This is a genomic window from Arthrobacter sp. Helios (genome assembly GCF_023167125.1).
GTDB classification, from domain to species: domain Bacteria; phylum Actinomycetota; class Actinomycetes; order Actinomycetales; family Micrococcaceae; genus Arthrobacter_B; species Arthrobacter_B luteolus.
The window spans coordinates 1,863,133-1,876,697 of sequence record NZ_CP095402.1; the positions used below are offsets into that span (position 1 = coordinate 1,863,133).

Below are 13,565 nucleotides of genomic sequence, written 5' to 3' on the forward strand. Positions count from 1 at the left end.
CCCCTATATTACTATCTGGCGTTCAGGAGTGCCAAAAAACTTGACGTCTCCCGATGCAATCAATTCGGCGTCAGATACCCGCCATGTATGATCTGTATTTCCTCTGTATTGAGCGTAATTGAACCGGTCAGCCGAATATATCCGGCCGCCGGCAGCTCCAACCCTGCTCAAGAATTCGCTATCCTCACCACTACGCAGCGGCTCAAAGGGCGTATATTCAAACACTTTCCGCAGGCCGGTGATCGTTGGCCCCATAACAGAATGTGTAAACTTGTGCTCACGTTCTCCGAACCGCAGGAGCGTCGTGTCATTGCTGGCAACGTACATATAATGCGCCTGCTTGCCGACGATGTCTGCGCCAGAATAATTAAGCGCGTAAAGCAAGTCGGAAAGATAATTGGGCGCATAGAAATCGTCGTCATCCAGTTTGGATAGGACTTCCCCGGAAGACGCCGCGACACAGTAGTTCAGACACTCCCCCAATGGCACGGATTCCGGCTGGTGCAGTCGGACGAGGTTGCCTACTCCATATTGACTAGCGAACCTGCTGGCTTGTGCGGGGTCGATCGTAAAACCGTGGGACAAGAGAACGAGCTCCACGTCCACATCTTTCATCGAACCTACGGTTCTGAAAACATGCTCCAGCTGATGGGGCCTGATAGTCGATACCAGCAGGGAAACGGTCGGCAGCTTGGGAACCGGGACCTTCGTCTCAGGAAGGCACGCCCCGGCTATCTGGCTAACCCGATGTGCGTAGGTGTGCCCTTGCCAGATTTTCCGCTGCGCCACATGCAGCTGGCGCTCCGACAACACCGGGTTGCGCAGCAGCGCTTTGATGGTAGCTCGGGCCTGGTCCTGATCGGGGACGATGTATTGTTCGGAGGGATCCCACATTTCGGCAAGTGCGCGGCTCGGAGTGCTCACTACGGTGGAGCCGGCCGCAGTTATCTCGAAAATGCGGCGTGCACACATACTCGGAGAATCGACAACTGAGTTGACGTTCAGGAAGATTTTGTAAGCCTTGTACGCAGTGAGCATCTGGATATAGGTCAGTGTGCCAACCACTCGCTCATTAAACGGTTCGGGGAACTGATAGTTCTTGTCCGTGGCAGAGTGACGGGAGAAGATCTCTAGGCCGTTTTCCATTTGGGCATCCACGGAGATTGCTGCCCCGAGAAGCATCTCCAATTGCTGACGGCGTTCGGGATACTTGTGGGCAAAGTACATTCCCGCAAATGCTATGTCTCTTTCGTGCCAGCCGGACCGGGGACGGATCGGGTTATGGATAGCCGGTTGCGCCCCGAATTGAAGCACGTCTATCCGGTCGTGGCCTAGGTCCGCCTTGTAAGCATCTAACCTGTCCGAGTCACTCGTAAAAACATAGTCGAAGAGCTTCGCTGACTCCAGGAAATCCGCATAGTGCGGCGGATCTTCCTTGTTCCAGAATACCGTTGGAATACCAATGTTGCGGCAGTGTTCCAGCAGCGCGCGCAGCTCGGGCTTTGGGCCACTGTTGCCCACCAACTGATACTGCCATTCACCTCCGTTGCCGTTCCATGCCGACTCGACAAACAGCAAGTCCGGCAGGACCTCCGAAAGTTCCGCTCGCCAGCCGGCTTTTGATAGTTCTACCTGATGCCATTCGAATCCGAAGGCCATGCGCGAGAAATCATCCAGAATCACAGCAGCGGTGATTCCGCGGTTTTGACTCCGGGGGGAAGGGATGTCGAAGTCCGGAAAACTGACCTTGTTTCCCTGTCCCAGACCGAAAAAGTTCCGGAACCGCTTGCGCGGGCGGGCCTGCAGACCGGTGTGTTCCGGGATACTTCGTCGCTGGAACTCGGCCAGAGCCGCAAAACCACCATTTTTCAGATGCCAAATGGCACGTCGTAGCTGTGTTGGCGTCATGCTTTGGTGCTCTTCCGTCGTCCGGGAACTCTCGGAATAACCCGGGCTGGCTGCAGGTCCCTTAGCATCCGGCGTTTAATGAGGTCAGCCCCTCGAGTGTCTCCTTCGGCAAGGAACTTTGTATAACGGCGGTACCATTTCAATCCTTCTTTGGGCACCCCGTCATAGAGGAGAACGCCCTTATCCAACCAGATAATGCGCGTGCATAATTCCTGCACTGTTGACAAGCTGTGGCTGACCAAGAATACGCATCCCGCCTGCTTCCGAAGCTCGTCCATACGCCGCTTCGTCCTGCCCCGGAACTCATCATCGCCGGTGTTAAGGGCCTCATCCAGAATAAGAATCTCAGGATTGATGGAGGCAGCGATTGCAAACCGGAGTCGGGCGGACATACCCGAGGAGTAGGAGCGCATCGGAAGATTAATCGCGCTTTCCAAGCCAGCAAGACTCAGGATGCCATCATATTTTGTACTGATTTCTTCGTGCGTCATCCCCATTGCCAGGCATCCCAGCACCACGTTGTCGCGGCCGGAAAGGTCTGGGACCAAAGCAGCGGACACGCCCAGCATGACAGGCGTCGATGAGGCATAGACGGAACCCTGCGTGGGCGCCATCTTTCCACACACGAGCTTCATGAGAGTGCTCTTGCCGGACCCGTTGAGACCAATGACTCCGATGGATTCACCGTGCTCAGCAACAAGGGTCAAGGGTTTAAGTGCGTGCACTTCCGTGGGCGAATCCTCCAACGCCGCGGCCCGTTGATGCATGCCCCTGAAGAACCGTGAAAGGCCCCCCTTCCTACCGCCCTTTGGCCCAAGTTGGTAGACCATGGAGACGTTGTCGACGACGACTGCCGGCGAGTTGATAAGCCGCACACTGTCAGTCATTTCGACCATAGGTCTCCTCCCCTCTCCAGAAACAGATGATGCCCATGGCCAGCGCTCCGAATGCCCACGCTGCCAAGGCTGCCCAGCTCTGCCATGGCGGAGTTTCCGCATACAGAAGGCTGCTTCTGACTATCGAAAGGAGAAGATACAGAGGGTTAAGCTCAACTGCGGATTTGATCAGCGGCCAACTCGAGTAACGGTCGATGGAGAACATCACACAGGAAGCGAATAGCCAAAAACGCATCAGGAAAGAGATGACGTGGACCAAGTCATTAAATCGCGCCACCAAGGGAGCTAAGAGGAAACCAACTCCGAGGTTGAAGATTAGCTGAAGCGCAAGGGCGGGCACCAGCAGTAGCCAACGCCAGGTTATTTCCTCGACAGGCGGAATCAGCGAGATCAGAAGCAACATGGCGAGCAACACAGGGATGTTCGCGATGAACTCACGCACGTTAACGGAAAGCACCAAGGTGGCGCGCGGGAAGTTGAACGCCTGAATTACGTTCTGGTTCGTTCTGATCACCTTGGAACCGTTAACGATTGATCGGGTGCTTATCTGGAACAGGAATACCCCAATAACAAGATACCCGATGAAGTTCTCGATGCCCCGGCTCGCACCCAGTAGAACACCAAAGATCAGAAAGTACCCGAGGCCGTTCAGCAAGGGGTTGAGCAGAAGCCATGCACTCCCCAAGCGATCCTGCCGGTTTCCGCTCTGCACCCTAGCCCGGGAATCGTAGAGAACGAAGTGGCGGTAATTCCACGTAGAGATCAGGTAGTCAAAGAACTGGGGTTTGGCTCCTACTCTAGCCAAGGGCTTCAGATCGACCGAAAGTTGGGTTTTGCCTTGGTCCACGGCGGGTTCAGTTTTAGCCACCGTCATAGTTTTGCCTCAATCTTTTTGTATAGCCTCGCAGTCGATTCCGACAGAGTTCCCCACGTTCTTGTGTCCAGCACACGGCGGCGTCCGGCCATGCCCATTTTCATAGCGAGCTGCGCGTCGACCACCAGATTGGCTAGGACTCTGGCTAAGGCGTCTGTTTGACCCGCGGGAACAGAAAAGCCGTCCGTACCATCTCTGACAACCTCATGAAGCGCCGGCAGATCGCTGAATACTACGGGGCGTCCTGAGGCCAGGGCTTCGACGGGTTTCAGCGGCGTCACCATCCGGGTCACGGGGAAGTCTTTTCGCGGCACGACGAAAACGTCGAGTGCCTGGTGGTACAAATGAGCCTGCTCCCTCGGGATCCTCCCCGGGAAGAGCACCCGCTTCTCCAGCCCGAGTTCCACTGCCAGGCGCTTCAGCGGCGGTCCGGCCGCTCCATCTCCGACGATGAGGCAACGCAGATCGGGGTGCTGCGGAGCCAGAAGGGAAAATGCACGGAGCAGATCGTCCAGGCCCTCATAGTCCACAAGACTGCTGACGGTCCCGACGAAGGTCCCGTTTATTGGAAGTCCCAACCGCCGGCGGGCTTCCGCGGGGGCGGCCGGTTCGTTCATGAACTCCCCGCCCACTGCGTTGGGGAGCAGAACAGTGTCCTGGAGTGGTACACCTGCCTTTATGATTCGCTTCTGCATGGCTTCCCCAAGGGTCGCCACTGCGCCTGCTGACTTCATAACCTCGGCTTCACGCGCACTGAACTTGTTGTAACGCTCGCTCTGCTTCGCGTCATCATCACGGCTCGAGGCCCAAGTATCAGCCAGCTGCCCGCGCACCTCGTAGACCCATGGGATCCCCAGAGATTCGGCGACTGCCCGGACCGCGAGACCGTTGACGAAGTGCGTGGTGGTATGGAGTACTGCCGGCTGAACTTTGAGCGCCAATTTGAGCAGTTCCTCTGCTTGGAGCTGAAGCCTTGCTGCCAGTCCCCGCGGAAGCGTGGCCGGCAGGTGCCTGTGATACGTGACGCCGTCAATTAAGTCGGTCTTGCCGGCATCGAGCCTGCCAACCTGGACCGGGTATCCGATCCGCGTTGCGGCGTGGACCACCCAGCCCAGATCAGTCTGTGCCTTCAGAAGCGAATGCGAACGCTGAGCGTAGCCACTGCCGGTATAGGGCAGCGAGTTTGTCAGCAGGTGCAGCACGGTCTGAGGCTGGGGCACATACCCTGGGATGGCGGGTAATTCCGGCACCCAGCCATCAAAAACGCTCAGCTCGCTGGCCAGCCGGGTCCGCAAACGCCGTTCGGCACGGCTCGCGCTGGCGTAGGTCAGCACCCGTACCGCCTCCGACATGTCCCCCCGGTACCAGCAAAGCCGGGCCAAGGTGCCGGCACGGCCACGGGTAGACGCCGGCACCAACGCCAGCAGTTGTTCCGCAAGGCCAGGCAGACCAGCCGACGTCGCCACATCGGCCAGGCGGCTTGCAGCGCAGCCACGAGCACCACCCTCGATGGCCAAGGTAAGGAGTTTTTCGGCGTCGGCTTTCCGTCCCTGAATCACAGCAGCCATCGCTGGCAGGAGCATCCCCGGCGCCGTCGCGGCTGCTGCCGCGAGTGGACGGACAAGCGCATCTGGCAGCCGCCGGGAAAGCTGTAGTGCCAAAACCGCCGGGTCATCCCCAAGATGCTCACATATGGTTGTGGCAGCTAGTCCGGCGTTCCGGACAAAATTCGTTGGTTTCATCGGTCGGTAGTACCCGCTGTGACTGCTTTCAGGAGTTCGGCATATGTTCTCGCCAAAGTGTCCACATGAGCGTTGCTCTCCACCCAGTCCCGGCCCGAGGTCCCGGTCAGCAGGCGGGAGCGGTCCGCAGCCAGTTCCTTCCATAACTGCGCGATGGCTTCCGGATTGGATGCCACGACGTCGCCCGCCTGCGATTCTTCGATAATCTGTTTCGCCTCGCCCAGCACGATTCCGGTGACATGACGTCCAACAGCCAGAACCTCGTAAGTCTTGGAGGGAATCGTCGTCTCGAAGGACTTCCAATCATCGCGCAGGGACACGATGCATGTGTCGGAGCCTCGGTAGTAGGCCATAACCTCTGCGGCGCCTTGGGCCGGCGGATGGAACTTAACGGGTGCGCCGAGTGCCTTTGCCAAGGCGATCAGTTGCCGCCTCCGCACACCGTGCCCCACCATCGTCAGATGCACTGCGTCTCCGGCCAGCGCTGCAGCCTGGATCACGGTCTCAAGACGCTGGCTCTCGCCATGATTTCCAAGATAGAGCACTTGCAGCCGCTCGGCATGGGCGGGAGGCGGGGGAAGAAATTCTCTGGCAGCGGTGTCGATACCGTTACTGATCGTCGCAACGGCGGTGACGCCCCGGTCCCGGAGCGTCTGCGCGAAACCGTAGGTCACGGTGACCACCAGGTCCGCCCGCTCCTGGATCGCAACAATCACCCGTTCGGCTAAGCTCTTCGCGCTGCCCTGAACGATTCGGGCATCCCGGGCTATATCCGGCCAGGCATCGCGCATATCGGCAACGAATGGAACGCCGCGCAGTTTGGCGACCATGTATCCTGCACCAAGGATCGGCAAGGACGGAACTGTGGCGATCACGACGTCGGGCTTGCAGCCCAAGAGTCCAGCGGCCACGCTTCCTGCAGCGGAAAAACACTGGTCCGCGAAACGGCCAAGGCGGGTCGTGGGGTGCCAAAGATAGGGGGCCCTTCGGATTCGCTCACCGTGAGGGCCGTTATCGCAGCGAAAGGCCCGCCCAGCCACACTCCGTGGCATCGTCCGGCGTCCGGCGGGAGCGTGCGCTATGGGGGCAACCACGTCGACATTCCAGCCAATTTCCCGAAATGTCCGGATTATCTGGGTCCATCGGCGCTGGGGCGGGCTGTGCTCCGGTGAATAGGAGTGCGTCAGCAGAAGTACCCGCACAATTTCCCCCATTTTCTTGCTTGCGCCTCATGAGGACGCTGGTAAAGCAATCGTTAGTCTACCGAAATATATTTACTGAGTGTCCCCATGGTTGGGGCCCGGTCCACGCAGCTTCACGTAGTAGAGTGTTCCGGCTCCCACGAGCAGCAAAATGACGGCGGTCCGGGTCAGCCAATGCGTGCTCCAATCAACCCCGTCCCTTGCACTGGTTTTAGCTGCCTCAAGGCTGGCCTGCGCCGCAGTGGGGGACGGCGAGGGAGTCGTTGTTACCGCGGCTTCAGGCTTGGCTTCTGACTTCGTGGTCGGTGAGGGATCCGGTGACGCGGTCTCATCCGGCGAGTCGAAGATGCTGACCACGTCGCCGGTTGCAGGATCCCAGCGCAGATCCGTATACAACCAGGTCCGGCCATCGACGAGGTTTCCGGTTCCCGGCTCAACGAGGTAGCCCGTGGCGGGATGAATCAGATAGCCGCTGGAACGCTCGATCTGGAAACCCGTGACTGGATCAATCAGTGCCTGCTCGGGAACGGCTGGCACCGTGGGCACAGCGGCGGGATCACTGGGCGCAGTCTGAATCGGAGGGCCTGCTGTGCCAGGAGTTTCACTGGGCGCGGTATCAGGGGTAGGTCCCGGGGTGTTCGCCGGTGGCTCCGCAGGACTAGTCGCCCCTGGATCCGGATTTTCGATTTCCGGCACTGGTGTCAGCGTCTCGTCTCCGAATGCTGGCGCAACCGGCATCGATATTATGAGCAATCCCGCGATTGCCACACGGCGTAACCACTGGCCTACATTGCCGGTCATGCTAGTTGTTCTCCCCATTTAAACCGTCAGCATAAGCGGTCATCTTATCGTTTTTTAGCGCATTGGAGATTTCGGCGATCGCTGTCTCGTCTTTGATGACGATTGATTGCCCGTCCGCGGACGTACCAACGCCCAGGTTCGGCAGGGTGAACATGTGGATGTCGGAGCCGCGGACACCGCGTAGTTCAAAGGCCAGCCGTCCTGCAGCGGCAGCATCGAGGGACTCGTCCACACTCAGGAACGGTGAAATTTCGGCAACCGCATCATTGATCCTGAGCGGATTAGAGAGCGTTTCCGCGGACAGGAACCGGTTCATCAGCCCGGCCACGAAAGCCTGCTGGTTCTTTACCCGCTGGTAGTCCCCGTCGGGAAACGCGTACCGCTCCCGCACGAATTTCAAGGCGGAATCTCCCTGGAGCGTGATCGGACCCGCGGCGAAATATTCACCATCATCACCCGAGGACTGGAACGGAACCTGATTTTCGATTTCCACCCCGTCAAGCGCCGTCGTCAGGCCCTTGAATCCCTCAAAGTCGATCACAGCCACATGGTCGATCGGGACATCGAAGAGAGTTTGTACCGTCTCCACCATCAACGGAACACCACCGAAGGCCATGGCGGCATTGATTTTGTGCTCACCGTAGCCGGGGATGTCCGTCCAGGTGTCACGCATGATCGACATGACATAAACACCTGAACGGTCCTCCGGCAGATGCACAAGCATCATGGTGTCGGAGCGCGCGTCCACGCCCGGGTCCCGTGTGTCGCTGCCGATCAGCAGAAGGTTCTGTGAGGTTCCGGCGGCCGGCGCCTTCTCCGGACTGGAGTCCGGGAGAGCGTTGGCGATCGTGTGGCTTTCCGTGTTGAAGGTCCGGGCCAGGTTCCAGAGGTAGCCGCCCGCAGCCAGGGCCGCCACCAGGATCAGGGAGAGCAGCACAAACATGGTGGTCCGGACAGGATGCCGTTCCCTTACCGGGTCGGTCGGAGAATCGGCGAAGATGTCGGTCACATTGGTCCTAGGTTCCAGTCGGGCTGCTGCGGTCCGAGCTTACCGCGCAGCCGCGGCAGCTCCGATTCCAGCTGGAACCGGCGCGCCGGATACCCTAGAAGCATGAAGTTCTTTCCGGCAGCCATTTCGGCCGGCACCCTTGTCCTTGCCGCCGCACTCACCGGCTGCACCCCCGTCGCCGACGTTGATGCCGCCCCGGATGCCGCCAACCCGGATTGCGCACCTGTGATGGTGGCTGTCCCGGAAGATCTGGCGGGGGTCCAGCAGCGGGAGACCAGCAGCCAGGCCACAGCCGCCTGGGGCAGTCCGTCCCAGATCATCCTGCGCTGCGGTGTGCCGGTGCCCGGCCCCACGACTGATGCGTGTGCCACGGTCAACGGTGTGGACTGGGTACTGCGCGAGGAAGGCAGCCTCTGGACTGCCACTACCTACGGCCGCGATCCTGCCGTTGAAGTCCTGTTCGACACCAACCAGGTTGCGTCTTCCACCGTCCTGGTGGAACTGGAAAACGCCGTCTCGCGCATCGAGCAGACGCGCGAATGCCTCAGCACCAAGGACGTCGAGCTGCCCGGTTAGATTCCGGCACTCACCGCGTTGACGGAGGCCGGTCCGGCGCCTGGCAGCCACCGCTCAACAGCCACCGCCTGCTGCAACCGCTGCCGGTCCGGCTGCGGCTAACGAAGGCCTGTGCGACGCTCCAGGGCCAGGGTGATCAGCTCATCGATCAGTTCCGTGTAGGGCAGGCCGGATTTGGCCCACATCTGCGGGTACATGCTGATCGGGGTGAACCCGGGCATGGTGTTGATCTCATTGATCACGAGCTCGCCGTCCGGCGTATAGAAAAAGTCGACGCGGGAGAGCCCCTCCGCGCCCACGGCATCGAACGCCACCGCAGCCAGTTCACGGACCCTGGAGGTCACGTCGTCCGGGAGGTCCGCAGGGCAGCTGAGATCCGCAGCAGCGCCGTCAACGTACTTGGCTTCAAAGTCGTACCACTCGTGGCCGCCGTCGAGCACGGCGACTTCTCCGGGCTGACTGGTCCGCGGGTCCTCATGACCGCGTCCCTGCAGGACCGCCACTTCAATCTCCCGGCCGGTGATACCCGCCTCAACAACCACCTTCGGATCGTGCTCACGGGCAGTTTCAATGGCCGCGCGCAGCTCCGTTTGATGGGTGACGCGGGTGATTCCCATGGAGGAACCGGCACGGGCAGGCTTCACAAAGAGCGGGAACTGCAGGCCGGCGGCGCGTGCCAGGCAGGCTTCGCTGTCCTGGTTCCACTGCCGGTCGGTGATGACCTCATAGGGGCCCACCGATAGGCCGGCGGCCTCAAACACCACCTTCATGTAGTGCTTATCCATCCCCACGGCGGAGGCCAGCACGCCGGCGCCCACATAGCGGATGTCCGCCATCTCCAGCAGGCCCTGCAGCGTCCCGTCCTCTCCGAAGGGTCCGTGCAGGAGCGGGAGCACAACGTCGATCCGGCCCAGCGTGCGCGGCAATCCGCCCGGCGCATGGGACACCAGTTCACGGGAACTTCCCCGTGTCGAGAGGACCACGGACTCTTCGCCGGGCTCCACTTCGGGCAGCGTTTCGGCGCGGAGGGACCATTGTGCGGGATCAGCGGAGACGAGGGTCCACTGGCCGTTGCGTGCAATCCCGATCGGGACGACGTCGTACTTGGAGTGGTCGATCGCCTCGAGCACGCCAGCGGCGGTCACACAGCTGACGGAGTGTTCGCTGGACCGTCCGCCGAAAAGCACCGCTACCCGCGGCCGGGTGCCAGCATTGGCAGCGGGAGTTATGGGTTCCATCGTCACGGGGCGTGCACACCTTCGGCTTTGAGTTCGCGGGCCAGCAGACGCGGGCCAAGATCGTCTACGGATATGGTGCCCTGCAGCACTGCAACCACGTTCTCCGTAATAGGCATGTATACGCCCAGCTGGAGGGCCCGGTCCAGCACGGCCTGCGCTGATTTGATGCCTTCGGCCGTCTGCTGCATGGTCGCGGTGACCTCGTCCAGGGACAGGCCCTGTGCCAGCAGGCGCCCTGCGGTGTGGTTCCGGGACAGGGAAGATGAACAGGTGGCGATGAGGTCTCCCATGCCGGAGAGCCCAAACAGGGTTTCAGTCTTACCGCCCAGGGCAACGGCCAGGCGCGTGGTCTCAGCGAGCCCGCGGGTCATCACGGAGGCCTTGGTGTTGTCCCCCATTTGCTTGCCTTCGCAGATCCCCACGGCGAGGGCAATAACGTTCTTCACGATCCCGCCGATTTCCGTGCCGACCACGTCGGTGTTGGTGTACGGCCGGAAGTAGGGCGCGGTGCAGGCGGAGGCGATCCAGCCCGCGGTTGCGAGGTCCGAGCAGGCGACGACGGAGGCCGTGGGTTCCTCGCGGGCAATTTCCATGGCCAGGTTCGGCCCCGAAAGGACGGCGATCCTCTCCTCCGGCACGTCCAGCTCTTCGGAGATGACCTGGCTCATCCGTGCATCCGTACCGATCTCGAGGCCCTTCATGAGCGAGAGGATGACGGCGTTCTCCGGGACGAGGTCCTTGAATTCCCGCAGCTGCGCCCGCAGGGTCTGCGCGGGGACTGCCAGCACCACCAGCTGGGCACCCGCCAGGACAACGGCAGCGTCATCGCTGGCGCGCAGGTTCACCGGGAGGGCGATATCCCCCAGGTAGCGGGTGTTGCGGTGCGTGCTGTTGATCTCCTCCGCCGCATCGGCACGGCGTGCCCAGACGCGGACGTCCGTACCGCGGGAGGCACCGGCGTCCGCGGCGATCTTCGCGAACGTGGTCCCCCAGCTTCCAGCTCCGAGGACCGCTACGGCTGTGGGGTGCGGGGCCTTCACTTTGTTTTCTCCGTTTCGCCGTCATAACCGCGTCCGACGGAATTCTGTCCCTTCGCGGCCGGGTCCCAGCGTTCGGCCGGGGCCTTCTCGCCGCGGAGGGACGCAACCAGGTCCGTCAGCTCTGTCATGATCCGCTCCGTAGCTTCATCGAGCACTGTCTTGGTCAGCGGCACACCACGCAGATCGGAGAGGTCCACCGGACGGCCCACCAGCACACGAACCCGCTTGCGCGGAAAGAGATGCAGCATTTTGCCGTACCGCGGCAGCACATCCTGCGCGCCCCACTGCGCGACCGGGAGAACCGGAGCGCCGGTCTGCAACGCCAGGCGTGCCGCCCCCGTCCGGCCTTTCATCGGCCACAGATCCGGATCCCGGGTGAGCGTGCCTTCCGGATAAACGATCAGCGCGCCGTCGGCGTCGATCACAGACTGCGCACCCGCCAGCGACGCGGCCGCACCGGCGCCGCCCCGGGTCACCGGAACCTGCTTGGTGGCCCGCAGCGCCGGGCCGAGGACCGGAACCTTAAAGAGGGACGCCTTGGCCAGATACCGCGGCAGGATGCCCTGGCTGTAAAAGAAGTGGCCCACCACCAGCGGATCGATCTCGGTCACATGGTTGGCACAGGCAATAAAACCCTTGCCTTTGGGCAGGTTTTCCATACCCTCCCAGCGCCGTCCCATCATCAGGTTCATCGCTGGACGGACCACCGAAGCCAGGATGGTAAACGTGATGCGTGACTTTGCTGATTCGCCCATGGTGGAGAGCCTACTTCCCTCCGGCGACATCAAAGTCCGCGCCGAGGCCTTCCAGCTTGTCGAGGAAGTGCTCGTAACCGCGGTTGATGAGCTCGACGCCGGTCACGCGGGAGGTGCCCTCGGCCGCCAGTGCGGCAATCAGGTGGCTGAAGCCGCCGCGGAGGTCCGGAATGTCGATCTCAGCGCCCTTGAGCTTCACCGGGCCGGAGATGACCGCCGAGTGCAGGAAGTTGCGCTGCCCGAAACGGCAGGGGATGCTGCCCAGGCATTCGCGGTGCACCTGGATGTTGGCGCCCATGCGGATCAGTGCGTCGGTGAAGCCGAACCGGTTTTCATACACAGTTTCATGCACAATCGACACGCCTTCAGCCTGGCTGAGGGCAACCACCACCGGCTGCTGCCAGTCGGTCATAAAGCCGGGGTGAACGTCGGTCTCAAGGACCAGCGGGTTCAGGCTGCCGCCGGGATGGTAGAACCGGATGCCGTCGTCGTCGACGTCGAACGCACCGCCGATTTTGCGGTAGATGTTGAGGAACGCCGTCAGATCCTGCTGATTGGCGCCTTCAACGTAAATGTCGCCCTTGGTGACCAGCGCTGCCGAGGCCCAGGAAGCGGCCTCGTTGCGGTCCGGCAGAGCCCGGTGGTTATACCCCGTCAGCTCGGGGACGCCTTCGATGCGGATCACGCGGTCCGTCTGGACGGTGATGATCGCGCCCATTTTCTGCAGGACGGCAATAAGGTCAAGGATTTCGGGTTCGACGGCGGCACCGCTGAGTTCGGTGATGCCCTCGGCACGCACGGCGGTCAGCAGCACCTGTTCGGTGGCGCCGACACTCGGGTACGGCAGGTCCAGTTTGGCGCCCCGCAGGCCCTTGGGCGCGGAAATGGCGATGCCGCCGGGACGCTTTTCCACCAGGGCACCAAAGTTGCGAAGCATCTGCAGGTGGTAGTCGATGGGGCGGTCGCCGATTTTGCAGCCGCCCAAGTCCGGTATGAACGCTTCGCCGATGCTGTGCATCAGCGGGCCGCACAACAGGATGGGGATGCGGGAATCGCCGGCGTGGGCATCGATGTCCCGCGATGCGGCCGTCTTGGCGTTCTGCGGGTCCATCAGCAGGTCACCCGTGACCGGGTCCTTGGTCACTTCAACGCCGTGCAGCTTCAGCAGCGATGTCACGACGTCGACGTCCTTGATTTCGGGGACGTTCCGCAGCAGCGACGGGCTGTTGCCCAGCAGAGCTGCCACCATGGCTTTGGGTACGAGGTTCTTAGCCCCGCGAACCGGTACTTTTCCTGTGAGCGGTACCCCACCACGGATGGTTAGAACGGAACCCATGAACACCTGTTTCTTTCGTCTGGATTGCCCCCACGGCCACTAGAGACTGCTTCCTAATCATAGGAGCAAGCACCCCCTTTCCCTAAATAACCCGGCCGCCGGAGACCGTGCCGGAGGCCAAAAGCCGGGGCTCGGCTGCGGCGGAATGCCAATGGGCCTCCCCTTGCGGGAAGGCCCATCAGTTACCT

At 61.3% G+C, this 13,565-nt stretch carries 12 protein-coding genes; 1 reads left to right on the forward strand and 11 read right to left on the reverse strand.

The annotated features are described in order from the left end of the window. Positions 1–3 precede the first annotated feature (3 nt). The 7 genes from ArtHe_RS08365 to ArtHe_RS08395 form a co-directional block, all read right to left on the reverse strand. Positions 4–1,908 carry a glycosyltransferase gene (locus tag ArtHe_RS08365; protein ID WP_248319561.1) on the reverse strand — a complete coding sequence of 635 codons (1,905 nt, stop codon included), beginning with the start codon at positions 1,906–1,908 and terminating at the stop codon, positions 4–6. Continuing rightward, the gene (locus ArtHe_RS08370) at positions 1,905–2,804 is read right to left on the reverse strand and encodes an ABC transporter ATP-binding protein (RefSeq protein ID WP_248319562.1); all 900 of its coding nucleotides are present in this window, start codon (positions 2,802–2,804) and stop codon (positions 1,905–1,907) included. The genes ArtHe_RS08365 and ArtHe_RS08370 overlap by 4 nt, the downstream gene beginning before the upstream one ends. Beyond that, a complete protein-coding gene (locus ArtHe_RS08375; RefSeq protein ID WP_248319563.1) occupies positions 2,788–3,678 on the reverse strand; it encodes an ABC transporter permease in 891 nt (296 codons plus the stop codon). Before ArtHe_RS08375 ends, ArtHe_RS08370 begins: the two co-directional genes overlap by 17 nt. Further along, complete coding sequence (locus ArtHe_RS08380) at positions 3,675–5,246, reverse strand: glycosyltransferase family 4 protein (RefSeq protein WP_248319564.1); 1,572 nt, start codon at positions 5,244–5,246, stop codon at positions 3,675–3,677. Before ArtHe_RS08380 ends, ArtHe_RS08375 begins: the two co-directional genes overlap by 4 nt. A 170-nt stretch (positions 5,247–5,416) precedes the next feature. Beyond that, positions 5,417–6,634 carry a glycosyltransferase family 4 protein gene (locus ArtHe_RS08385; protein ID WP_248319565.1) on the reverse strand — a complete coding sequence of 406 codons (1,218 nt, stop codon included), beginning with the start codon at positions 6,632–6,634 and terminating at the stop codon, positions 5,417–5,419. Between the two features lie 60 nt (positions 6,635–6,694). After that, positions 6,695–7,168, reverse strand: coding sequence for a hypothetical protein (locus ArtHe_RS08390; protein WP_248319566.1), 474 nt, complete (start codon positions 7,166–7,168; stop codon positions 6,695–6,697). Positions 7,169–7,424: 256 nt separating this feature from the next. Next, positions 7,425–8,432, reverse strand: a complete 1,008-nt coding sequence (locus ArtHe_RS08395) for an LCP family protein (RefSeq protein ID WP_248319567.1) — start codon at positions 8,430–8,432, stop codon at positions 7,425–7,427. 102 nt (positions 8,433–8,534) lie between these two features. Here ArtHe_RS08395 and ArtHe_RS08400 point away from each other — a divergent pair, with 102 nt between their 5' ends. After that, the gene (locus ArtHe_RS08400; RefSeq protein WP_248319568.1) at positions 8,535–9,008 is read left to right on the forward strand and encodes a DUF3515 family protein; all 474 of its coding nucleotides are present in this window, start codon (positions 8,535–8,537) and stop codon (positions 9,006–9,008) included. A gap of 98 nt (positions 9,009–9,106) precedes the next feature. Here the strand turns inward: ArtHe_RS08400 and ArtHe_RS08405 are convergent, their stop codons facing one another. The 4 genes from ArtHe_RS08405 to murA are packed head-to-tail and all read right to left on the reverse strand — an operon-like array spanning position 9,107 to position 13,377. Beyond that, positions 9,107–10,246 carry a D-alanine--D-alanine ligase family protein gene (locus ArtHe_RS08405; protein ID WP_248319723.1) on the reverse strand — a complete coding sequence of 380 codons (1,140 nt, stop codon included), beginning with the start codon at positions 10,244–10,246 and terminating at the stop codon, positions 9,107–9,109. Positions 10,247–10,248: 2 nt separating this feature from the next. Next, a complete protein-coding gene (locus ArtHe_RS08410) occupies positions 10,249–11,286 on the reverse strand; it encodes an NAD(P)H-dependent glycerol-3-phosphate dehydrogenase (protein WP_066303383.1) in 1,038 nt (345 codons plus the stop codon). Further along, complete coding sequence (locus ArtHe_RS08415; protein ID WP_248319569.1) at positions 11,283–12,041, reverse strand: lysophospholipid acyltransferase family protein; 759 nt, start codon at positions 12,039–12,041, stop codon at positions 11,283–11,285. Before ArtHe_RS08415 ends, ArtHe_RS08410 begins: the two co-directional genes overlap by 4 nt. A 10-nt stretch (positions 12,042–12,051) precedes the next feature. Further along, entirely contained in the window at positions 12,052–13,377 is a 1,326-nt protein-coding gene (gene murA, locus ArtHe_RS08420) for a UDP-N-acetylglucosamine 1-carboxyvinyltransferase (RefSeq protein WP_066303387.1), read from the reverse strand. Positions 13,378–13,565: the final 188 nt, after the last annotated feature.